Raw genomic sequence first — 20,312 nt, forward strand, 5'->3', positions numbered from 1 at the left:
GCCATTTACACAATCTGGCTCGTTTTACAGTAAAGGGCTGAAGAAGTAAAACAGTCGTTCGACGATGCGCTGCCACCACGCACGTTTTGCCCAGCGCTTGCCATCCAGCAGGCGGGAACGGGCGATATAATCATCCTGCACGCAGGCGAGATCGCTGCCAAAACCGGCATCATCGACCACCAGCGTCACTTCAAAATTGAGCCATAAACTGCGCATATCGAGGTTCACAGTGCCCACCAGACTCAGCTGCCCATCGACCAGCACACTTTTAGTGTGCAACAGACCATCTTCAAACTGATAGATTTTCACGCCCGCTTCCAGCATCTCGCTGAAGAAGGAGCGGCTGGCCCAGCCGACCAGCAGCGAGTCGTTGTGACGCGGCACAATCACGCTGACATTAACGCCACGCTGCGCGGCCGTACAGATAGCATGCAACAGGTCGTCGCTCGGCACTAAGTAGGGTGTCGTCATAATTAGCTGCTCACGCGCTGAATAGACCGCGGTCAGCAGCGCCTGATGAATCATATCTTCCGGGAAGCCAGGACCGGAGGCGATGACCTGCACCGTGTGGCCGCTCTCCTGTTCAAACGGCATGATGTTGCGATCGGGCGGCGGGGGCAGAATGCGCTTACCGGTCTCAATCTCCCAGTCACAGCTGAAAACAATGCCCATCGCGGTCGCTACCGGACCTTCCATACGCGCCATCAGGTCAATCCACTGGCCTACGCCCGCGCTTTGTTTAAAGAAGCGCGGATCGACCAGGTTCATGCTGCCGGTATAGGCGATGTAATTATCAATCAGAACGATTTTGCGATGCTGGCGGAGATCCATTCGTCGCAGGAACACGCGCAGCAGGCTAACCTGCAACGCCTCTACGACATCGATCCCGGCATTGCGCATCATGCCCACCCAGGGACTGCGGAAAAAGTCGACGCTGCCCGCTGAGTCGAGCAGCAGTCGACAATGAACGCCACGGCGCGAGGCCGCCATCAGCGATTCTGCGACTTCATCTGCCAGCCCACCGGGATGCCAGATATAAAAAACCATCTCTATGTTGTGGCGTGCCAATTGAATATCACGAATCAGCGCCTGCATAACATCGTCAGAGCTGGTAAGCAGCTGAAGCTGGTTTCCCTTGACCCCGGCAATGCCCTGGCGATGGTAACAAAGCTCGAAGAGCGAGCGAGCAACGTCACTGTGTTCAGTGGCAAAAATTTCACGGCACTGTTTCAGGTCACTGAGCCAGCGGGCGGTAGACGGCCACATGGTGCGTGCACGCTCCGCGCGACGTTTACCCAGATGCAGTTCGCCAAACGAAAGATAAGCGATAATGCCGACCAGTGGCAGAATATAGATAACCAGAAGCCATGCCATGGCGGATGTTACCGCCCGTCTTTTCATTAATACACGCAGCGTCACCCCGGCTATGAGTAGCCAGTAACCAAATACCAGTAACCAGCTGATCAGGGTGTAAAAAGTGGTCATAAAGTGGACGTCCCGTTCGCGCTTTCGTCCGGCAAGTTTACGTGCAGAAACCGGTTAACGAAACCCTTAATCCAGGACATCATCGATGAAGGATCCGATTTGGCATCGCCGCAAAGATCTCTATAATGCCCCGGCATAGATGACGTCAGAGAGGAAGTGATGAAACGAAGCAGAAATGAAGTGGCGCGCTGGAGAATGTTACGTCAGGTGCATCGCCGCCGTTCACGCTGGCTGGAAGGGCAGTCGCGACGCTATAAACGCATCCACTGCATCCGCCATCAACTGGCCCAGCAGCAGCGTCGCTCGATTCTGTTTATTACGCAGATAATATAATCAGGCTTCCAGAAACCCTAATCCATCCATCACTCGTCGCGCCATGGAATGTTCCTGTCGTGACGCTCCCCGATCGGTGACTTCACGCATCAGACAATCCACTGCGCTGCCCAGCGATGTAGGTCTGCGATAACCCGCACGGTCATACCATTCAAAAGACCATTTATCAGACTTACGCTGATAATAAACGGTCAGCCACGCTGAGCAGTTGGCCGGATAACCACTCAGAACTTCAATTTTGGGATCGGCAATAGCCTGAATCCGTGATAACAGCGGGTCAAACAGCGTAATAGTCTGGCGAGTGTAGGTTTTATTCATAATGAGCCCGCGACGATACTGCGCATCCCTTCGAGGTCAGAGGTGTAATTAATCAGTAATAAATGTAGACAGCCCTTCTGAATAATTCCTCTTTAAAGCTAAAAAAATGATGGTCAGATCATGATTACCCGAAATAGAGCGCGTAGCGGTGAGGGTGCCAGAACAAGAGGTGATGAAAGACTGGAAACCTGTACAACTTTACATTTTGTCAACATACTGAAATTTATGGTTATATTTTTTTAAATGTACAAATCAGCGATTTTTTAAGCTAAATACCTGTACAACCAAGGCCTGGTTGTATAGCTTTACTGCATCGCTTAATAACGTTTAATGAATCCTATGAGGGTCAACCATGCAGACTAACGTTCGTATTCCCGCTTCAGTATCTGATATCTCAGCTTATTTGCACAGTGCTGCGCAGCCTTCCCAGCAGGCCATCCTGGGATCTGTTGTGACAGAAATTATCAGTTCTGGCCGTAGCCTGAATCGTAAAGCTATCTGCTCAAAACTTATCAGCCGCTTACAACATGTCGATAATCCGGAAGAAGAGCAGCACTACCATGCTTTAATTAGCCTGATCCTGGACCGGGGTTAATCGCGCGCCGATAGCGTGTCAGCAAGAGATGTGAAAAGCAGAGTGCAGGCGAATCTCACTACGCGATCGAATTCGGTCAGTCAGGTGCAACGCCTTAATTAACGGTTGTCCTGCATGAACGCCACGGTATTAAATTGTGTTGCCTTATGATTATCAGGCAACACAGTTACGGTTAAAGCGTTAATCAATTATTCTGTGAACCAGATGCATGGCTAAGTGAACATTATCCCGGAAGACGCTGCGCCGTCATCATCAGCGTAACGTTGACCAGTTGCAGGGCGGCCGCCAGCACGATTAGCATCACAATCCACTGTTTTTTATTACGCCACCCCTGGGTGCGCCAGAGATAAACCGCACCGCCAATTAGCAGCGTGATGATTGCCAGCAGTCCCATCATGATCATCTGCTTCTTTCCTCCTTCAACGACAAAAACAAAAATGGCTTCTGTGCCTGGCACAGAAGCCATTTTGACTGCATGTTCTCTATCAGAAGACGCGTTTGAATGGTTTAACCGAGACCTGTTTGTAGACGCCTGCGGCAAAATAAGGGTCATCCTGCGCCCAGGATTGTGCGGCTTCTAATGATGGAAACTCAGCAATCACCGTTGAGCCGGTAAAGCCCGCCACGCCCGGATCGTTACTGTCAACTGCAGGCATCGGCCCTGCAATGATCAGGCGTCCCTCTTCCTGCAGCAGTTTAAGCCGCGCCAGATGGGCGGGGCGAACGGCGTTACGTTTTTCCAGTGACTCTGCAGTATCTTCTGCATAAATGACGTAAAGCACTAAGGAACTCCTGGTTATCCGAATTTTGCAACACGTTAAGGGATTGACGATTAGAGTGCAAACGAAACCTGTAGAGGGTGAATCGCTCAGCATAAAGGGCTAAAAAGCGCTTTTCTTCAGAGAGGATGGCGGGAGTTATTGAAACTGATTGCTATTTGCATTTAAAATCGCTGCTTCACTCAATCGCCGCGACTGTTATGACTACGCTGACTATGCCATTACCTAAACGCACGCCTGTCTCCATGTTGTTGTCTGTAGCTTTGCATGGCGCTGTGATTGCCGGCATTCTGTATATGTCATTCCAGCAGGTGAGTGAGGTGCCTAAGGCGTCGCAGCCTATCAGCGTGACGATGGTTGCGCCTGAGGTCCAGCCCGAGCCTGCACCGGCCATCGTGCAGCCGCCTGCGCCGCAGCCAGAACCCCAGCCAGAACCCGAACCGCAGCCTGTACCGGAACCGCCGAAAGCAGAGCCGGTGCCGATCCCTAAACCTGAACCAAAGCCCAAACCTAAACCCAAACCGGAGCACAAGCGGGAGCAGCCCAAACGCGAGGTGAAGCCGCGTCGGGAGACCAAACCGCAGGCTGACCCCTTTAAGCAGGATGTTCCGGCGACCCAGAACAAACCTGCTGCAGCGCCAAAAGCAACGCCGTCACCCACGGCCTCGGCCTCAACCGGTCCCAAAGCCCTGGCCGTTACCAAGCCAGGTTATCCGCCGCGTGCTCTGGCACTGCGGATAGAAGGGCGCGTTCGGGTGAAATTCGATGTGGACAGCGACGGACGGGTGGATAATATCCAGATTCTCTCTGCACAGCCGGGCAATATGTTTGAGCGAACCGTCAAACAGGCGATGAAAAACTGGCGCTACGAGAAAGAGAAGCCAGGACAGGGACTGACGATGAATATCGTTTTCAAAATCAATGGCGGTGCCAGTATAGAGTAAGGCGCCGGGTCAGGCTCAGATTGCCTGACCCGTCAGTTATCCTGCAGGCTGCTGATTGGCGCGGCCGGCTGGCAGAGGACGTGAATTCCCCTCATTGTCGACTGCCACATAGATAAATACCGCTTCCGTTGCACAGTAGGTTTGACCAATCGGCTCAGATGACACTTTTTTGATCCACACTTCCACGTTAATCGTCATGGAACTGTTACCGGTACGGAGACAGCTCGCATGGCAACTCACCACATCGCCCACCGCGACAGGCTTCATGAATGACATACCGTCAACGCGCACGGTAACCACGCGTCCTTCAGCAATCTCTTTTGCCAGAATAGCGCCGCCCATATCCATCTGTGACATTAGCCAGCCACCAAAAATATCGCCGTTGGCGTTGGTGTCTGCCGGCATGGCGAGCGTTCGCAGCACCATTTCGCCTTGCGGTAATTTATGTTTTTCGCCCATTGCTTCCACTTTTTATGCAGGTAAATGCTAAAAAAATGCCCGGCGAGCCGGGCAGATGATTATTTTTGTTCCTGCTGCGGCATCTGTCGCCAGATGTAAAGCCCGCTAAGCAGGGTAAACAGTAAGGTCAGACCGGAAAGACCGAATACTTTAAAGTTAACCCAAAACGCCTGAGATAACCAAAAGGCAACATAGATGTTGACCAGGCCGCAGATCAGAAAGAACAGCGCCCAGGCGACATTGAGCCTGCGCCAGACCGCATCAGGCAGTTGCAGCTCTTTACCCAGCATGCGCTGAATCAGCGTCTGCTCCATAAACCACTGGCTGTAGAGCAGGGCGGCGGCAAACAGGCTGTAGATCACCGTGACTTTCCACTTAATGAACTCATCGTTGTGGAACACCAGCGTCAGGGTGCCAAAAACGGCCACCAGCACAAAGGTGAAAATCGTCATCTTTTCCAGCTTGCGATAAAGCACCCAGCTGACCACCAGGGCCAGACCGGTCGCCACAATCAGGGCGCCCGAGGCGACAAAAATGTCATAAAGCTTATAAAAGATGAAAAAGACCACCAGGGGGAGAAAGTCGAGTAGCTGCTTCATAGTTTTTCCATTCAGAGTTGGCTTCAAATGCGCCCGAAGGCACACCGTCAATCAACGTAACAGCATATAGAGCCGATAGAGGTAGATAATCAACATTGCTGAAACCACATTGCCTGCTGCAGTGAAAATCACCGAGGAAACATTCAGCGGGAGTACCGTCAGCGAAGAGAAAAACAGCATCACTATCACTTTGGCCAGCAGCCAGAGCAGTATGGCGGGGGCAATCAGCTTCACATTCTTCCAGGCCATCCGCATACTTGCGCGCATCGCGTCAAAGACACCCATCTTCTCACTGGCGACCATCACGGGTGCCAGCGACAGCAGAATCGTCAGCAGAATGCCTGGCACCACCAGCACCATAAAGCCCAGTTGCGCCACCAGCGTCATCAGGAAGGTCAGGAGCAGCAGCTTTGGCAACAGCGGCGCTGACGCACCAATCGCCCGCAGTGCACTGACACGCTGGCCTGAGGAGACCATCGGGATCAGATAGAGCATGCCGCCAAGCAGCAGCGTATTCCCCATCAGCGCCGCAAAGGTGCTGGCCGCCGAGGCACGCAGCAGTACCTGCTGCTGTTCCGGTGACATATTCTGCACCATCTCAAACAACGAACTGGCACTGTCATCGCCCTGTTGCAGGATGGCCATCTGATCGGCACCGGGTGTCAGCACATGCACCAGCATGACAGTGACAAAAGCGGCCAGCAGCGACATCAACAACACTGTAGAGAGTTGATGCCGCGTAAAATTTCCTGTGTCACGGTATAACGAGCTTGCCGTGATAGACATGTACACTCCTTGAAGGAACCGGGTTAATTAACCCGGCGATTGTACATGTTCTGGCAGCTCCGGGGCACCCGGCAGGGCATAACTTTCTGTCATAACAGGTAAAGATGGCGAAAAAAGGGCAGGAAGACCATAACGGGCGCGGGCACGATCGCAGGCTTCATTATGAATACCTCCCTCACCGGACAAAGTGAACTCCCGACAGGGCGTAGGGCGCTGTTCATAGATGCCGCAAGAGACACAGCCGCCAATTTCGCCCTGTAAGGCAACGCAGCGGGGTGCTGCACGGTTAGTGCCACGCATATTACGCATGAACAGGTTAAGCGGTTCGGTTAATTCGGTCGGCACCAGGCCGCCCGCATCATCGGCTTCAGCCCAGTAAAATGAGACGCGGAAATGGGCGCAGCAGGCGCCACAGCTGACGCAAGGGTTAGAGAGCTCACTCATTTGATCATCCGCCCCTCCCAGGGCATCGAACCAAAATCAACAATGAAGATAAGCAACATAGAGCGGGCAAAATTATTCAGCAAGGGGAATTTGGCTGTGGCCGCCGCAGTTGAAATTGATCTAAATCAATCCATTGTTTTTTAAAAACTTTATCTGAATGTTACAGAGTGCAATTTTCTCTGAATCACGTTAAATAATTGCCAGCTAAAAAGCGATGACAGTCGCTACATTCACATTAAGCAAAGGAGTGATGATGAAACTGGCAAAATGCGCGATGCTGCTGGCGCTGGCTCTTCCCCAGCTGGCAATGGCCCACGAAGCGGGCGACTTCTTTATGCGGGCCGGCACTGCCACCGTCCGTCCTACCGAAGGTTCCGATAATGTGTTGGGGATGGGGTCATTCAGCGCTTCCAACGACACGCAACTGGGTCTGACCTTTACCTATATGGCAACGGATAACATTGGCGTCGAGCTACTGGCGGCCACGCCATTCCGCCATAAAGTGGGTCTTGGGCCGACCGGCACGCTGGCTACCGTGCGCCAGTTACCTCCTACGCTGATGGCGCAGTACTACTTTTTTGACAGCAAAAGTAAAGTGCGTCCTTATATCGGCGTAGGTATCAACTACACCACCTTCTACGATGCCGATTTCAATCAGACGGGCCGCGATGCGGGACTGACCGATCTCAGCGTAAAAGATTCCTGGGGTATGGCAGGTCAGGTTGGTCTGGATTATCAGATTAACCGTGACTGGATGCTGAACGCGTCGTTGTGGTACATGGATATTGACACGGAAGTGAAGTTTAAAGCCGGTGGCGAACAGCAGAACATCAATATGCGCATCGATCCCTGGGTTTTCTTCTTCGGAGCGGGTTACCGTTTCTGATGAGAAAAAGGCCGCTGAATCAGCGGCCTTTTTGTGTCAGTTAAGACGTTATTTGATCTGCATGTTGTTGACGACTGACTTCACGCCCGGCACGCTGCGCGTGACCTGTACGGCACGATTAGCCATCTGTGGTGATGAAACAAAGCCGCTCAGCTGAACTTTACCTTTAAAGGTTTCTACGTTGATTTCAGTTGATTTCAGCGACTCATCTTTCAGCAGCTCACCTTTAACTTTCGTGGTCACCACGGTGTCATCAATATAGCCACCGGTTCCCTCTTTGGTTGCGGTTGGCGCACAGGCGCTCAGTGTCAGCGCAACCACGCCCGCCAGTACAGCACCTGTCAGCAGTTTAACGAATTTCATTGCCTTCTCTCCCTGTCACAAAATGGATGCGACGTTACCGTAACGGCGCATTGTCATTGTGGTGCAGATTTTGCAAAAAGGGCAAATAGCGAAATGAAAAAAAAGGAAACAAATCATGCCTTATCGTGGGATAAGGCATGCTGGCAGGATTAACGGCTGGCGGCTTTGAGGCGGCTGACGAAATTTTTCAGTTCGCTCAGCATCACTTCAGGTTCTGCATGATGCTTTTCAATGATTTTGACAATCGCAGAACCGGAGATCGCACCTGCGGCGCCGGAAGCAATCGCTTCTTTCACCTGTTCAGGCTCTGAAATGCCAAAGCCCTGCAGCGGTTGCGCCGCGTGGTATTCGCGCAGCTTGTCGATCAGATGCTTCAGCGGCAGGCTGGCGCGATTTTCCGCACCCGTGACACCGGCGCGTGACAACAGGTAGGTATAACCCCGACCGTGCGACGCAATCTCGCGCAGCAGGTCATCGCTGGCGTTAGGCGGACAAATAAAGATAGGGGCAACGCCGTGACGCAGAGCCGCCTGGCGGAAAGGCGCTGACTCTTCAACCGGGACATCCGCCACCAGAACCGAATCGACACCCGCTTCGGCGCAACGGGCATAAAACGCATCCACGCCGTTAGTGAAGACCAGATTGGCATACATCAGTAAGCCAATCGGCAAATCCGGGTATTTCCGGCGGATAGTCGCCAGCATTTCAAAACACTGGCTGGTATTGGTGCCCGCCGCAAAGGCGCGCAATGTTGCGTTCTGAATGGTCGGCCCATCCGCCAGCGGATCGGAGAAGGGAATGCCCAGCTCCAGCGCATCCGCGCCACCTTCAACTAGGGCGTCAATCACGCGCAGTGAAAGCTCAGGGGAAGGATCGCCCAGCGTCACAAAAGGAACGAAAGCCCCTTCGTTGTTCGCTGACAGACGGGTAAAAAGTTGATTGTAACGTTCCATCAGATTTCTCCCTGCGCTGTCAAAATATCATGAACGGTGAAAATATCTTTGTCGCCACGGCCAGAGAGGTTAACGACAATCAACTGCTCTTTTTCCGGTTCGGCGTGAATCATCTTCATAGCGTGCGCCAGGGCGTGGGAGGATTCCAGCGCCGGAATGATACCTTCCGCACGACACAGCTGTTTAAACGCGTCCATCGCTTCGTTATCGGTAATGGAGACATATTCTGCACGACCGATGCTGTTCAGGTGCGCATGCTGCGGACCGACTGACGGGAAGTCGAGACCGGCAGAAATCGAGTAAGACTCTTCAATCTGGCCATCATGCGTTTGCATCATCGGCGATTTCATTCCGAAGTAGATACCAACGCGGCCGTGCTTAAGCGGTGCGCCATGCTCGCCGGTCTCAATGCCGTGGCCGGCAGGCTCAACGCCAATCAGCTTCACGCCGGGCTCGTCAATAAAGTCGGCAAACATTCCGATGGCGTTGGAGCCGCCACCCACACAGGCGAGGATGGCATCTGGCAGACGGCCCTCTCTTTCCAGAATCTGCTTTTTAGTCTCTTCGCCGATCATCCGCTGGAACTCACGCACAATGGTCGGGAAGGGATGCGGACCCGCCGCGGTGCCGAGCATGTAGTGTGAGGTCTCGTAGCTGCCAGACCAGTCGCGCAGCGCCTCGTTACAGGCATCTTTGAGCGTGGCGGAGCCGCTGTGAACCGGGATCACTTCTGCGCCCATCAGACGCATACGGAACACGTTAGGTGACTGACGCTCGACATCTTTCGCACCCATATAGATGCGGCATTTCATGCCCAGCAGCGCACAGGCTAGCGCGGAAGCCACGCCGTGCTGACCGGCACCGGTTTCGGCAATGATTTCGTTTTTGCCCATGCGTTTGGCTAACAGCGCCTGACCCAGCACCTGGTTGGTTTTGTGCGCGCCACCATGCAGCAGATCTTCACGCTTCAGGTAGAGGCGGGTTTTCGTGCCTTTTGTCAGGTTTTTGCACAGCGTCAGGGCAGTCGGACGACCCGCATAGTTCTTCAGCAGGTCGGTAAATTCGGCCTGAAACTCAGGATCTTTCTGGGCGTCGACAAACGCCTGTTCCAGCTGCTGCAGAGCGGGCATCAGGATCTGCGGAACATACATTCCGCCAAACTCGCCAAAATAGGGATTCAGTAACGTCATTTTTATCTTCCTTTCTCGGGCCCGCTGTGGAGCAGGCCAGGCAAATCAGTAGGCACGCAGTGTCTGAAACACAGCGGCAATTTTACGGGCATCTTTGATGCCAGGCGCACTTTCCACGCCAGAGTTGAAGTCCAGTCCGGCACAGCCCAGCTGCGCGGCTTCAACACAGTTATCTGCGCTCAGGCCTCCGGCCAGCAGCACATCGTTCAGCGTCTGACCCTGCAACAGCGACCAGTCGAAACGCTGTCCGGTGCCGCCATCGCCATTATCAAAGACATAGCGGTCAACATGGGGCCAGTCGCGCGCCGGTAACGTGCCTTCAATGCGCAGCGCCTTCCAGATCTGAATCTCTGAGGGCAGTACCGCACGCAGTTCGGTCACAAATTCCGGTGTCTCATTGCCATGTAGCTGCACTGCGGACAGTGAAAGTTCGGTGGCATACGTGACAATGTCACTAAATGAGTTGTTTCGGAATACGCCGACATAGCGCAGCGGCGCGGCAGCAATCACGGTGTGTGCAGTGGCGGTGTCGATCTGGCGCGGTGAACCTTCAGCGAAAATCAGACCACCATAGATCGCGCCAGCTTCATACGCAGCACGTGCATCTTCGTCACGGGTTAAGCCGCACACTTTATTGCTGCCCAGCGTGACGCGACGCACCGCGCCCGTCAGGTCAGCTTCTTCCATCAGGGCTGAGCCAATCAGGAAGCCATTCGCAAAGTGGCTCAGCTCGCGAATATCAGCGTAGCTGTTAATACCCGATTCGCTGATGACCGTAACGCCGTGCGACAGGCGTGGCGCCAGTTGGCGGGTACGGTTGAGATCAATAGAGAGGTCACGCAGATCGCGGTTGTTAATGCCCACGACTTTAGCCTGCAGCGCGATAGCCCGCTCAAGCTCCTCTTCATTACTCACTTCCGTCAGAATGCCCATCTTCAGGCTGTGCGCCACGGCGGCCAGCTGACGATACTGCTCATCGTCCAGCACCGACAGCATCAGCAGGATCGCATCCGCCTGGTAGTAGCGGGCAAGATAGATCTGATAAGGGTCGATGATAAAATCTTTGCACAGCACAGGCTGGGTGATGGCGGCGCTGACAATCGGCAGAAAGGCGAAGTCGCCCTGAAAATATTTCTCATCAGTCAGCACGGACACCGCAGAAGCGTAATGGCGGTAAACCCCGGCAATGGCGGCCGGATCGAAATCCTCGCGAATCACGCCTTTTGAGGGTGACGCTTTTTTACACTCCAGGATAAACGCGGTTCTTGCGCCCTGCAGCGCGTCGTAGAAATGACGGCTGGCAGGTTCAATGCTGTTCTGAAAGGTGGAAAGAGGCTGCTGCTGCTGGCGGGCTTCAACCCAAATCGCTTTGTCCTGAACAATTTTTTCTAACACGGTGCCTTTCATGATTATCCTCTTGCTGCCAGTGCGACTACACGCTCATAAGCCTGTCCGCTGCGGATGGCGTTAAGCGCCTGCTGTGCGTTTTCACGCAGATCTTCCTGACCAAATACTTTAAGCAACATCGCCACGTTAACGGCGACCGCCTCCTCATGGGCCTGCTGGCCATTACCCTGGAGTAAAGCCGTCAGAATGTCACGATTTTCTTCCGGCGTGCCGCCCGCCAGCGCCTCTTTGGGATGGAAGCCAAAACCAAAGTCTTCTGGCGAAAGCTGATAGCGGGTGATTTCCCCTTCACGGAGTTCAGCCACGTGTGTCACATCGTGCAGCGCCACTTCATCCATGCCGCCACCGTGAACGACTGCGGCGCGCTGATAACCCAGCACTTTCAGCGTCTGGGCAATCGGCATCACCAGGTCCGGGCTATAAACACCGATTACTGCCAGTGGAGGGCGCGCCGGGTTGATCAGCGGGCCTAACACATTAAATAGCGTCCGGGTCTTCAGCTGCTGACGGACCGGCATCGCGTGGCGAAAGCCGGTGTGGTACTGGGGCGCAAACAGGAAGCAGACGTTCAGATCGTCCAGCGCCTGGCGCGCACGGTCAGCGGGCATATCAAGATTAATACCAAAAGCGGCCAGCAGATCCGACGAACCCGATTTACTGGAGACGCTGCGGTTGCCGTGCTTCGCGACTTTCAGACCGCAGGTCGCGGCCACAAAGGCGCTGGCCGTCGAGATATTAATGCTGTTACTGCCATCTCCACCGGTGCCCACGATATCGGCAAACGCGTAATCCGGGCGGGGAAACGGTTTGGCATCTTCCAGCAGCGCCGTGGCGGCTCCGGCGATCTCTTCCGGCGTTTCACCGCGTACTTTCATGGCAACCAGCGCGGCAGCAAGCTGCGTGGGCTCCAGCTGTCCGGTAATAATGGCGCTGAACAGCGCATGACTTTCAGCCTGATCCAGCGTCTGCGCCTGGTAAAGTTTTTCCAGTGTCTGTTGCATCGTTATTCTCCCTGTTACTTCGCCAGCGCCCAGGCCAGCGTCTGTTCAAGCAGCCGTGCGCCCTGAGAAGTCAAAATCGATTCTGGATGGAACTGGAAACCGCAGACGCGATCGGTTTCATGGCGAACGGCCATGACCATCCCGTTGTAACTGGCGTTGACCGTCAGCTCATCCGGCGTGTTGCTGCCCACCAGCGAGTGATAGCGCGCCACCGGCAGCGGATTACTCAGGCCGTTAAACATGGCTTCGCCGTCATGCACGATGGAAGAGGCTTTGCCGTGCAGGATCTCGCCTGCCTGACCCACATGGCCGCCATAGGCTTCGACAATTGCCTGATGTCCCAGACAGATGCCGATAATTGGCAGACGGCCGCGCAGCACCCGCAGCAGCTCCGGCATACAGCCGGCATCTTTTGGTGCGCCAGGGCCGGGGGAGAGCATCAGCACCGGATTTTCCATCCGCTGCAGCTGTTCAATTAACAGTTCAGCGGGAAGATTGTTGCGATAAATCACCACGTTGTGACCAAAGGTCCGCAGCTGATCAACCAGGTTATAGGTAAATGAGTCGATGTTATCGAGCAGCAGAATATCGGCCATCAGAAGATCTCCTTGCAGTGATGGGCAGTTGCAATAGCGCGCAGTACGGCGCGGGCTTTATTGCGGCTTTCATCCGCTTCAGCCTGCGGATTCGAGTCCAGCACCACACCGGCGCCCGCCTGCACGGTGGCAACGCCGTCTTCGACATAGGCCGAACGAATAACGATACAGGTATCGAGATCGCCCTGGGCCGTGAAGTAACCCACCGCGCCGCCATAGCTGCCGCGACGCGTGCGTTCAGCACCGGCAATCAGCTGCATGGCACGAACCTTCGGTGCACCACTTAACGTGCCCATGTTCATACAGGCGCGATAGGCGTGCAGGACGTCGAGGTCGGCGCGCAGCGTGCCCACGACGCGGGAAACCAGATGCATCACAAACGAGTAGCGGTCGACTTTGGTCAGGTCAGCGACATAACGGCTGCCGGGCACGCAGATACGCGCCAGATCGTTACGCGCCAGATCCACCAGCATCAGATGTTCAGCCAGCTCTTTATGGTCGGTGCGCATCTCCAGTTCAATGCGGCTGTCGAGATCGCGGTCCAGTGAACCGTCTGCATGGCGGCCACGTGGACGGGTACCGGCAATCGGGTAGATCTCAATCTGACGCGAGGTGGCGTCATACTTCAGCGAGCTTTCAGGCGACGCGCCAAACAGGGAGAAATCCTGATCCTGCATGAAAAACATGTACGGGCTTGGGTTGCTGTTTTTCAGCGTGTCGTAGGCGGCCAGCGGTGACGGGCACGGCAGCGAGAAGCGGCGCGACGGCACGACCTGGAAAATTTCGCCGATGCGAATCGCCTGCTGCATGGTGCGAACCACGTCGCAGTACTCTTCATCACTCTGGCTGGTCGTCAGCGTCATCTGCTCTACCGTCTGAACCGGCAGGGCCGGAGCAGGCTGCAGCATCTGACCATGAAGTTGCTCAATGCGGCGTTGCAGGCGCTGGAACTCGCTGGTGGACGGGCAGAACAGGCTGGCCTGCAGACGCGCGCTGCGGGTCTGGTGATCGATCACCAGTAAGGTCTCTGCCAGGTAAAAACAGTAGTCGGGACAGCGTTGCTGATTATCCAGTTCCGGCAGGGTTTCAAACCCTGCGACCAGGTCGTAAGCAAACAAGCCTCCCAGCAGCACGGCTTCACGTTCGTCGGCAGAGGAGTTAACCAGTTGGGGAATCAGACGCAGTGCATCAAACACCGACAGGGCCTTGAGGCGGGAATCTTCGTCCTGCTGATGATCGGTGCTCTGCGGTAAAGTCAGCTCGCGTCCATCGGGACGGACCTGATTGCTGACGGAGGCGGGCAGCGCCTCATCCAGCAGTGGCAGCACGGCGCGACCATTTTCTGACAGCGCCTGAACGGTAACCGTATTACCCATGGCGCTGATACGCAGCGCGCTGTCGACAATCAGCAGGCTTTTCAAATTGCGCTTGCTGTCGATGTCAGCAGATTCGAGCAGCAGGGTTGCCGGACGTGCGCCGCACAGCTGATGAAACACTGCGGCCGGATCTTCGCGGTAGGGCGCGTTGCCGGTAATCAACTTCACTGTAGGTTTCGCATTTGGCATGATGATTTCTCTGAATTTCGCTCAAAAAAAAGCCCGCTCGGTGGCGGGCTCAGGTATTAGCACAGCGTTTACGCAAAGTGTGCACGACCCAGTCGCCCGTATTCGGGAACATCGCGCCAACCGTTTAAATGCGTGATTACAACAGCCATGATTCAATACCCGTTACGTGTGAACTTGTGTACTAGTTAACGGGTTCAGCGCGGAAAAGTCAATAGCCTTTTTCACTGAGCATTAAAATCGTTATCATGCTGGCCGGTTTAGTTTTAGCAGGAGTTCTCTTGAGCGATATCGCCCGTTTCCCGGTTTACGATTTACACAGCCACACGCGTGCCTCCGATGGCTTTCTGACGCCAGCTGCGCTGGTGCAGCGAGCTGTTGAGATGCGCGTCGGCGTACTGGGGATCACCGATCACGACAGCGTTGCAGGTGTAGAAGAAGCGCAGCAAACGGCACTCGATCAGGATTTACCGATAAAAGTGCTGGCAGGTGCAGAGATCTCCACACTGTGGGAGAACCATGAGATTCACATCGTGGGCCTGAACATTGATATCCACCATCCGGCGATGGTGACCTTTCTGGCCGGACAACATGCGTGCCGTCGGATACGGGCCGAAGAGATCGGTGAACGACTGGCGAGGGCGCGTATTCCGGATGCGCTGGCGGGAGCGATGCGACTGGCAGATGGCGGCATCATTACCCGTGGTCACTTTGCCCGCTTCCTGATTGAGCAGGGCAAAGCTGAGAACATGGTGCAGGTGTTCAAAAATTATCTGGCGCGTGGCAAAACCGGCTACGTGCCGCCACAATGGTGTACAATTAAACAAGCTATTGATGCGATTCATCATTCTGGTGGTTGTGCCGTGCTGGCGCATCCTGGCCGTTACGGTTTATCGGCAAAGTGGCTTAAACGACTGGTCGCCCATTTCCGCGAAGCGGGCGGCGATGCGATGGAAGTCGCACAGTGCCAGCAGCCACCTAATGAGCGCACGACACTGGCGCAATACGCCAGAGATAATGAACTGGCCGCATCACAAGGTTCTGATTTTCATCAACCCTGCCCGTGGATTGAATTGGGCCGCAAACTCTGGCTGCCCGCGGCGGTTGAGCCGGTCTGGGAACGCTTCCCGGATCTCGCTCCCAGCCTGGCAATCACGGAAAGGTGACACGAGGTTTTTATGAGTCAATTGTTTCACATTCATCCGGATAACCCACAGCCGCGCCTGATTAATCAGGCGGTCGACTACCTGAACAAAGGCAGCGTCATCGTCTATCCTACCGATTCCGGCTATGCGCTGGGCTGTCGGCTGGAAGAGAAGGGCGCGATGGAGCGCATTTGCCGTATCCGTCAGCTCGACGGGCACCACAACTTCACCCTGATGTGCCGGGACCTCTCAGAACTGTCGGTTTATTCGCAGGTGGGCAACTCCGCCTTTCGTCTGCTGAAAAACAACACGCCGGGTAACTACACCTTTATTCTCAAGGCGACCAAAGAAGTGCCGCGTCGTCTGATGAATGAGAAGCGTAAGACCATTGGTCTGCGCGTACCGTCGAATCCAGTCGCACTGGCGCTGCTGGAAGCCCTGAATCAGCCGATGATGTCGACCTCATTGATCCTGCCGGGCAACGATTTCACCGAGTCCGACCCGGAAGAAATCCAGCACAGCATTGGTAAGCTGGTCGATCTGATCATTGACGGCGGCACGCTGGGTCAGCAGCCAACCACGGTGGTCGATCTGACCACCGATGCGCCGGAAATTGTGCGTGAAGGGGTGGGCGATACACGCCCGTTCCTGTAATTAAGTCGGGCTTCAGACACCGCGGGTCGGTGTCTGAGCCAGATTCGACTCTAGCCAGCTCTTAAACTGGCCGTAAGGAATATAAAGTGACACATCTTTCAGGATCACTTTGTTATTACGACCATTCTTAATCGAATCAGAATAGCCAACAATAACGCCGCTTAGCGTATCATCACGGTTGTAAACGCCGCCGCCCGACATTCCCTGAACCACGCCTGCGTTGGACGCCATTGCGATACAGGGGCTTTTATTCCAGTTATTCCTGATAGCCGTGCGGGCTAAATTAACCCCTGTTGATTCAACCGGCATCGCGGAAATAAAGCTGTAGCCATACATTTTAACGGGATCGCCGATGTCACCGCTGCGGAATTTAGCCAGCGTGTTAGCATCATTCTTGTGATAAATAATCGCAAGGTCGCAATAAGGGTGATATGACTTCACGCGCTGCACGGCAGTTTTAGCAACGTGTGCAGCGGTAAGGCTATATTCAGGCGTCAGAGGTATGCTGGTGCCCAGTGTGCCCAGACCGAGGATCGTCGGAATGCCCGTCACGCTCATATCTACGTGCTGCATCGCCGTGCGACTGTACTCAGTATGGCCCACAGAGCAACCGCTCAGGACCAGTGCAGCAAGCACCGGGCACAGAAACAGGTTTCTCATAATGGTTTTCTTTATTCAGGCATGTCGGAAAATCCCTGGTGAAGATTTGTGACATGCAAGCAAGGTTCATCACTGAACCGTATTAACGCAACAACTCCGGATGCGCCGGTTTATTGGATTAATTAAAAAACGCTATTTTTATTAACGTATGGCATAACCACACGCTGATGTTGCAAAAACGCTTTATCGCGTTTTTATGCTTTTTTATTGTACTGCTGAGATTAAGTGTACCAGCTTAATAGTATCGTACAATTTATTAAAGCTAATAAAAAACAAATATCACGGAAAATAAGGTTTTAAATAAATCTCCCTTAGGAATCAACTGCTTTTTTTATATCGACCGATCGCTTATCATGGATAAAACCAAACAGGCAGTTTTTTACACTGGCACTGGCGCTTTTTACAGAGCATCAAAAGCACGAGTCCAGCAAAAGAAGCTTAAGGTAGTGTTAAGGTTTTTATCATCAGAATATTGTTTTGCCTGGAAATGAATGCTTAAGAAATTTAATTACGCTCAGCTATAAAGTTTTTGATGTCTGCGTTTTATTAAACATATTTTCTTATGATAAAGGGTGATGTTATTTAAATGTGAATTAAAGATTATCAGATATAAAACAATCAGAAACCAAACTATTATTAAGCCATTGCTCTGCTCATAAAGCACGTTACATCAGCGTTAAATGCCTGTATAATGGGGCAAACTTACTAAGTTAACCCGTTGATTTAGAAAGGATTATCACCCAATCATGACGCCTGGGAAGGCGACAAAGAGGAAGCTCAATGAGCGAAAAGTTACAGAAAGTCTTAGCGCGTGCCGGTCATGGCTCGCGTCGTGAAATCGAATCAATGATAGCTGCTGGCCGTGTCAGCGTTGACGGCAAGATCGCCACACTGGGCGACCGCGTCGAAAGCAGCAAATCCCTGAAAATCCGTATTGATGGCCATCTGGTATCGATTGCTGAATCCGCAACCGAAGTTTGCCGTGTGCTGGCTTACTACAAACCGGAAGGCGAACTCTGTACCCGCAGCGATCCTGAAGGCCGCCCAACGGTGTTTGACCGCCTGCCTCGTCTGCGTGGTTCACGCTGGATTGCCGTTGGCCGTCTGGATGTGAACACCTGTGGTCTGATGCTCTTCACCACCGACGGTGAACTGGCGAACCGCCTGATGCATCCGAGCCGTGAAGTGGAACGTGAATATGCAGTGCGCGTCTTTGGTCAGGTCGATGATGATAAAATTCGTCAGCTGAGTAAAGGTGTTCAGCTGGAAGATGGCCCGGCTGCGTTTAAAACGCTTAAGTTTGGCGGCGGGGAAGGGATCAACCAGTGGTATAACGTCACCCTCACCGAAGGACGTAATCGTGAAGTTCGTCGTTTGTGGGAAGCGGTCGGCGTGCAGGTCAGTCGTCTGATGCGTGTCCGCTACGGCGATATCACCTTACCAAAAGGCCTGCCACGTGGTGGCTGGACTGAACTGGATCTGCCAGCCGTAAACTACCTGCGTAACCTGGTTGAGCTGGATGATGAAACCGTCACTAAGCTGGTGGTCGAAAAAGATCGTCGTCGTACCAAGGCGAACCAGATTCGTCGTGCCGTGAAACGTCACACTAAAGTGAGCAGCACACCTCGTGCGCCACGCCGCAATCCGGGCAGCAAACGTAACTCCGGTTAATATCGTTGCCTGAATGCTAAAAACGCAGCCCCGGGGCTGCGTTTTCTTTTTCTGTTACCAGTCAATTCCCTGCTGAGCCTGTATACCGGCATCAAATGCGTGTTTCACTGGCCGCATTTCCGTTACCGTATCCGCCATCTCCGTCAGGCTGCGATGACAGCCTCGTCCGGTAATAATCACGCTCTGATGCGCCGGGCGCTGTTGCAGGGCGGTGATCAGATCGTCCAGCGGCAGATAATCCATGCTGACCATATAGGTGATTTCATCGAGCACCACCAGATCGATCTGCTCATCGGCCAGCATCCGCTTTGCATGCTGCCACACAGCCAGACAGGCGGCGGTATCCGTTTCGCGGTTCTGCGTGTCCCACGTAAACCCGGTTGCCATCACCTGAAACTCCACACCGTGCTGTTCCAGCAGGTTTCGCTCGCCATTCGGCCAGTCACCTTTAATAAACTGGATCGCTGCTGCTCGCTTGCCATGTCCGGTGGCGCGAAGCGCCGTGCCAAAGGCTGCCGTGGTTTTGCCTTTGCCATTGCCGGTGAACACCATCAGGATGCCACGAACCTCGGTGGCCGCTGCAATGCGCGCATTGACCTGCTCTTTTAAACGTTGCTGACGCTGTTGATGACGATCGTCAGCCATTATTCCGCGGCTCCCGGTTTTCTGCCCGGCTGTGCATCAAAGCTGATACCGGTTTTGCGTCGGCTGTCATCACCCATCAGATAAAGGTAGAGCGGCATCAGATCGGCAGGGGTTTTCAGCTTATTAGCATCTTCCTGCGGGAAAGCACTGGCGCGCATTTTGGTGCGCGTGCCGCCCGGGTTGATACAGTTTACCCGCAGCGAGTGCGTCTTATATTCATCAGCCAGTACCTGCATCATCCCTTCGGTAGCAAATTTAGAGACGGCATAAGCGCCCCAGCCCGCGCGACCCGTACGGCCAACGCTGGAGGTGGTAAAGACCAGTGAACCGGCATCCGATTTTAACAGCAGCGGTAACAGTGCCTGGGTCAGGAAAAAGGTCGCATCCAGATTGATATTCATCACCTCCTGCCAGATCTGTGGGTCCAGTTCCGCCAGCGGCACAATCTCACCCAGGATACCGGCGTTGTGCAGCACGCCGTCAAGACGCGGAAACTGCTGAGCCAGTTGCTCTCCAACCTGATGGCAACGTTCCGGCGTCGCATCGGCCAGATCGAACACCACAGTGTGAGCAGGGCATTGATTAAGTTGATTGATAGCCTGTGCGACCTGCTGAAGCTTATCAGCGTTACGGCCCATCAGGATCACTTCAGCGCCATAACGGGCGTAAGTCAGCGCCGCCTCCCGGCCAATACCATCGGAAGCACCCGTGACCAGGATAATACGGTGATTGAGCAGGTCGCTTTTCGGTTGATAGTGCACAGCGGGATCCTCCAGCGAAAACAGCATGATTCCGCTTTATGCCTGAATTTACGAATGGGCGCAATCGCCAACCTAC

At 54.0% G+C, this 20,312-nt stretch carries 23 protein-coding genes, 1 pseudogene and 1 other annotated feature; of the genes and pseudogenes, 7 read left to right on the forward strand and 17 right to left on the reverse strand.

The annotated features are described in order from the left end of the window. Positions 1-24 precede the first annotated feature (24 nt). Positions 25-1,485, reverse strand: coding sequence for a cardiolipin synthase (gene cls / locus P2R09_RS11420; RefSeq protein ID WP_003853919.1), 1,461 nt, complete (start codon positions 1,483-1,485; stop codon positions 25-27). A 159-nt stretch (positions 1,486-1,644) separates the two neighbouring features. Between cls and P2R09_RS11425 the strand changes: the two genes are divergently transcribed. Continuing rightward, positions 1,645-1,818, forward strand: a complete 174-nt coding sequence (locus tag P2R09_RS11425; RefSeq protein ID WP_003853917.1) for a YciY family protein — start codon at positions 1,645-1,647, stop codon at positions 1,816-1,818. Here P2R09_RS11425 and P2R09_RS11430 read toward each other — a convergent pair whose 3' ends face one another. Continuing rightward, positions 1,819-2,136 (reverse strand): hypothetical protein, encoded by a 318-nt coding sequence (locus tag P2R09_RS11430; protein WP_275769781.1) that lies wholly within the window; start codon positions 2,134-2,136, stop codon positions 1,819-1,821. It lies immediately after the preceding gene. Between the two features lie 352 nt (positions 2,137-2,488). On the opposite strand from P2R09_RS11430, the gene ycgZ reads away from it, so the two are divergent. Beyond that, the gene (gene ycgZ / locus P2R09_RS11435) at positions 2,489-2,731 is read left to right on the forward strand and encodes a regulatory protein YcgZ (protein ID WP_275769784.1); all 243 of its coding nucleotides are present in this window, start codon (positions 2,489-2,491) and stop codon (positions 2,729-2,731) included. A gap of 223 nt (positions 2,732-2,954) precedes the next feature. On the opposite strand, the gene P2R09_RS11440 is transcribed toward ycgZ, so the two are convergent. Beyond that, a complete protein-coding gene (locus P2R09_RS11440) occupies positions 2,955-3,134 on the reverse strand; it encodes a hypothetical protein (protein WP_275770682.1) in 180 nt (59 codons plus the stop codon). Positions 3,135-3,216: 82 nt separating this feature from the next. Then, positions 3,217-3,513, reverse strand: a complete 297-nt coding sequence (locus P2R09_RS11445) for a YciI family protein (protein ID WP_003853909.1) — start codon at positions 3,511-3,513, stop codon at positions 3,217-3,219. Between the two features lie 197 nt (positions 3,514-3,710). Between P2R09_RS11445 and tonB the strand changes: the two genes are divergently transcribed. After that, positions 3,711-4,454 (forward strand): TonB system transport protein TonB, encoded by a 744-nt coding sequence (tonB, locus tag P2R09_RS11450; RefSeq protein ID WP_275769788.1) that lies wholly within the window; start codon positions 3,711-3,713, stop codon positions 4,452-4,454. Positions 4,455-4,490: 36 nt separating this feature from the next. On the opposite strand, the gene yciA is transcribed toward tonB, so the two are convergent. Genes yciA through P2R09_RS11470 form a run of 4 tightly spaced genes read right to left on the reverse strand, consistent with a single transcriptional unit; the run spans position 4,491 to position 6,742 of the window. Beyond that, entirely contained in the window at positions 4,491-4,913 is a 423-nt protein-coding gene (gene yciA / locus P2R09_RS11455) for an acyl-CoA thioester hydrolase YciA (RefSeq protein ID WP_003853906.1), read from the reverse strand. A 59-nt stretch (positions 4,914-4,972) separates the two neighbouring features. Beyond that, complete coding sequence (locus P2R09_RS11460) at positions 4,973-5,512, reverse strand: septation protein A (protein ID WP_003853904.1); 540 nt, start codon at positions 5,510-5,512, stop codon at positions 4,973-4,975. A gap of 51 nt (positions 5,513-5,563) precedes the next feature. Next, positions 5,564-6,298 carry a YciC family protein gene (locus tag P2R09_RS11465; RefSeq protein WP_275769794.1) on the reverse strand — a complete coding sequence of 245 codons (735 nt, stop codon included), beginning with the start codon at positions 6,296-6,298 and terminating at the stop codon, positions 5,564-5,566. 27 nt (positions 6,299-6,325) lie between these two features. Next, on the reverse strand, positions 6,326-6,742 hold the full coding sequence (locus P2R09_RS11470; protein ID WP_275769796.1) for a YkgJ family cysteine cluster protein: 417 nt from the start codon (positions 6,740-6,742) through the stop codon (positions 6,326-6,328). Between the two features lie 250 nt (positions 6,743-6,992). Between P2R09_RS11470 and ompW the strand changes: the two genes are divergently transcribed. Further along, positions 6,993-7,628 (forward strand): outer membrane protein OmpW, encoded by a 636-nt coding sequence (gene ompW, locus P2R09_RS11475; protein WP_275769799.1) that lies wholly within the window; start codon positions 6,993-6,995, stop codon positions 7,626-7,628. A gap of 48 nt (positions 7,629-7,676) precedes the next feature. Here the strand turns inward: ompW and P2R09_RS11480 are convergent, their stop codons facing one another. The 6 genes and pseudogenes from P2R09_RS11480 to P2R09_RS11505 form a co-directional block, all read right to left on the reverse strand. Beyond that, a complete protein-coding gene (locus P2R09_RS11480) occupies positions 7,677-7,991 on the reverse strand; it encodes a BON domain-containing protein (RefSeq protein WP_003853895.1) in 315 nt (104 codons plus the stop codon). A gap of 149 nt (positions 7,992-8,140) precedes the next feature. Further along, the gene (gene trpA, locus P2R09_RS11485; protein WP_275769803.1) at positions 8,141-8,944 is read right to left on the reverse strand and encodes a tryptophan synthase subunit alpha; all 804 of its coding nucleotides are present in this window, start codon (positions 8,942-8,944) and stop codon (positions 8,141-8,143) included. Then, the gene (gene trpB / locus P2R09_RS11490; protein WP_003853891.1) at positions 8,944-10,134 is read right to left on the reverse strand and encodes a tryptophan synthase subunit beta; all 1,191 of its coding nucleotides are present in this window, start codon (positions 10,132-10,134) and stop codon (positions 8,944-8,946) included. The genes trpA and trpB overlap by 1 nt, the downstream gene beginning before the upstream one ends. 45 nt (positions 10,135-10,179) lie before the next feature. Beyond that, the gene (trpCF, locus tag P2R09_RS11495) at positions 10,180-11,541 is read right to left on the reverse strand and encodes a bifunctional indole-3-glycerol-phosphate synthase TrpC/phosphoribosylanthranilate isomerase TrpF (protein ID WP_275769807.1); all 1,362 of its coding nucleotides are present in this window, start codon (positions 11,539-11,541) and stop codon (positions 10,180-10,182) included. 2 nt (positions 11,542-11,543) lie between these two features. Further along, positions 11,544-13,138 (reverse strand): annotated as a pseudogene (trpD, locus tag P2R09_RS11500) (bifunctional anthranilate synthase glutamate amidotransferase component TrpG/anthranilate phosphoribosyltransferase TrpD). Next, on the reverse strand, positions 13,138-14,703 hold the full coding sequence (locus P2R09_RS11505; RefSeq protein ID WP_275769810.1) for an anthranilate synthase component 1: 1,566 nt from the start codon (positions 14,701-14,703) through the stop codon (positions 13,138-13,140). Before P2R09_RS11505 ends, trpD begins: the two are co-directional and overlap by 1 nt. A 23-nt stretch (positions 14,704-14,726) precedes the next feature. Further along, positions 14,727-14,828, reverse strand: a sequence feature (Trp leader region). A gap of 120 nt (positions 14,829-14,948) precedes the next feature. Here P2R09_RS11505 and P2R09_RS11510 point away from each other — a divergent pair. After that, a complete protein-coding gene (locus P2R09_RS11510) occupies positions 14,949-15,866 on the forward strand; it encodes a PHP domain-containing protein (RefSeq protein ID WP_275769812.1) in 918 nt (305 codons plus the stop codon). 12 nt (positions 15,867-15,878) lie between these two features. After that, positions 15,879-16,499: an L-threonylcarbamoyladenylate synthase gene (locus P2R09_RS11515; protein ID WP_003853883.1), complete on the forward strand. Its 621-nt coding sequence runs from the start codon at positions 15,879-15,881 to the stop codon at positions 16,497-16,499. A 12-nt stretch (positions 16,500-16,511) separates the two neighbouring features. Here the strand turns inward: P2R09_RS11515 and P2R09_RS11520 are convergent, their stop codons facing one another. Continuing rightward, a complete protein-coding gene (locus P2R09_RS11520; RefSeq protein WP_008925283.1) occupies positions 16,512-17,159 on the reverse strand; it encodes a hypothetical protein in 648 nt (215 codons plus the stop codon). Positions 17,160-17,939: 780 nt separating this feature from the next. Here P2R09_RS11520 and rluB point away from each other — a divergent pair. Continuing rightward, complete coding sequence (rluB, locus tag P2R09_RS11525) at positions 17,940-18,830, forward strand: 23S rRNA pseudouridine(2605) synthase RluB (RefSeq protein WP_003853880.1); 891 nt, start codon at positions 17,940-17,942, stop codon at positions 18,828-18,830. Between the two features lie 54 nt (positions 18,831-18,884). On the opposite strand, the gene cobO is transcribed toward rluB, so the two are convergent. Both cobO and P2R09_RS11535 read right to left on the reverse strand, forming a co-directional pair. After that, the gene (cobO, locus tag P2R09_RS11530; RefSeq protein WP_275769819.1) at positions 18,885-19,475 is read right to left on the reverse strand and encodes a cob(I)yrinic acid a,c-diamide adenosyltransferase; all 591 of its coding nucleotides are present in this window, start codon (positions 19,473-19,475) and stop codon (positions 18,885-18,887) included. After that, positions 19,475-20,236, reverse strand: a complete 762-nt coding sequence (locus P2R09_RS11535; protein WP_275769821.1) for a YciK family oxidoreductase — start codon at positions 20,234-20,236, stop codon at positions 19,475-19,477. The genes cobO and P2R09_RS11535 overlap by 1 nt, the downstream gene beginning before the upstream one ends. Positions 20,237-20,312: the final 76 nt, after the last annotated feature.

It is taken from the genome of Pantoea sp. Cr_R13 (assembly GCF_029222565.1).
In the GTDB taxonomy this organism is placed as follows: Bacteria; Pseudomonadota; Gammaproteobacteria; order Enterobacterales; family Enterobacteriaceae; genus Pantoea; species Pantoea eucalypti.

Bases quoted from the DNA above. Each gene is read 5' to 3' on its own strand.
- cls (WP_003853919.1), bottom strand. From the start codon at position 1,485: ATGACCACTTTTTACACCCTGATCAGCTGGTTACTGGTATTTGGTTAC.
- P2R09_RS11425 (WP_003853917.1), top strand. From the start codon at position 1,645: ATGAAACGAAGCAGAAATGAAGTGGCGCGCTGGAGAATGTTACGTCAG.
- P2R09_RS11430 (WP_275769781.1), bottom strand. From the start codon at position 2,136: ATGAATAAAACCTACACTCGCCAGACTATTACGCTGTTTGACCCGCTG.
- ycgZ (WP_275769784.1), top strand. From the start codon at position 2,489: ATGCAGACTAACGTTCGTATTCCCGCTTCAGTATCTGATATCTCAGCT.
- P2R09_RS11440 (WP_275770682.1), bottom strand. From the start codon at position 3,134: ATGATCATGATGGGACTGCTGGCAATCATCACGCTGCTAATTGGCGGT.
- tonB (WP_275769788.1), top strand. From the start codon at position 3,711: ATGACTACGCTGACTATGCCATTACCTAAACGCACGCCTGTCTCCATG.
- yciA (WP_003853906.1), bottom strand. From the start codon at position 4,913: ATGGGCGAAAAACATAAATTACCGCAAGGCGAAATGGTGCTGCGAACG.
- P2R09_RS11460 (WP_003853904.1), bottom strand. From the start codon at position 5,512: ATGAAGCAGCTACTCGACTTTCTCCCCCTGGTGGTCTTTTTCATCTTT.
- P2R09_RS11465 (WP_275769794.1), bottom strand. From the start codon at position 6,298: ATGTCTATCACGGCAAGCTCGTTATACCGTGACACAGGAAATTTTACG.
- P2R09_RS11470 (WP_275769796.1), bottom strand. From the start codon at position 6,742: ATGAGTGAGCTCTCTAACCCTTGCGTCAGCTGTGGCGCCTGCTGCGCC.
- ompW (WP_275769799.1), top strand. From the start codon at position 6,993: ATGATGAAACTGGCAAAATGCGCGATGCTGCTGGCGCTGGCTCTTCCC.
- P2R09_RS11480 (WP_003853895.1), bottom strand. From the start codon at position 7,991: ATGAAATTCGTTAAACTGCTGACAGGTGCTGTACTGGCGGGCGTGGTT.
- trpA (WP_275769803.1), bottom strand. From the start codon at position 8,944: ATGGAACGTTACAATCAACTTTTTACCCGTCTGTCAGCGAACAACGAA.
- trpB (WP_003853891.1), bottom strand. From the start codon at position 10,134: ATGACGTTACTGAATCCCTATTTTGGCGAGTTTGGCGGAATGTATGTT.
- trpCF (WP_275769807.1), bottom strand. From the start codon at position 11,541: ATGAAAGGCACCGTGTTAGAAAAAATTGTTCAGGACAAAGCGATTTGG.
- P2R09_RS11505 (WP_275769810.1), bottom strand. From the start codon at position 14,703: ATGCCAAATGCGAAACCTACAGTGAAGTTGATTACCGGCAACGCGCCC.
- P2R09_RS11510 (WP_275769812.1), top strand. From the start codon at position 14,949: ATGCTGGCCGGTTTAGTTTTAGCAGGAGTTCTCTTGAGCGATATCGCC.
- P2R09_RS11515 (WP_003853883.1), top strand. From the start codon at position 15,879: ATGAGTCAATTGTTTCACATTCATCCGGATAACCCACAGCCGCGCCTG.
- P2R09_RS11520 (WP_008925283.1), bottom strand. From the start codon at position 17,159: ATGAGAAACCTGTTTCTGTGCCCGGTGCTTGCTGCACTGGTCCTGAGC.
- rluB (WP_003853880.1), top strand. From the start codon at position 17,940: ATGAGCGAAAAGTTACAGAAAGTCTTAGCGCGTGCCGGTCATGGCTCG.
- cobO (WP_275769819.1), bottom strand. From the start codon at position 19,475: ATGGCTGACGATCGTCATCAACAGCGTCAGCAACGTTTAAAAGAGCAG.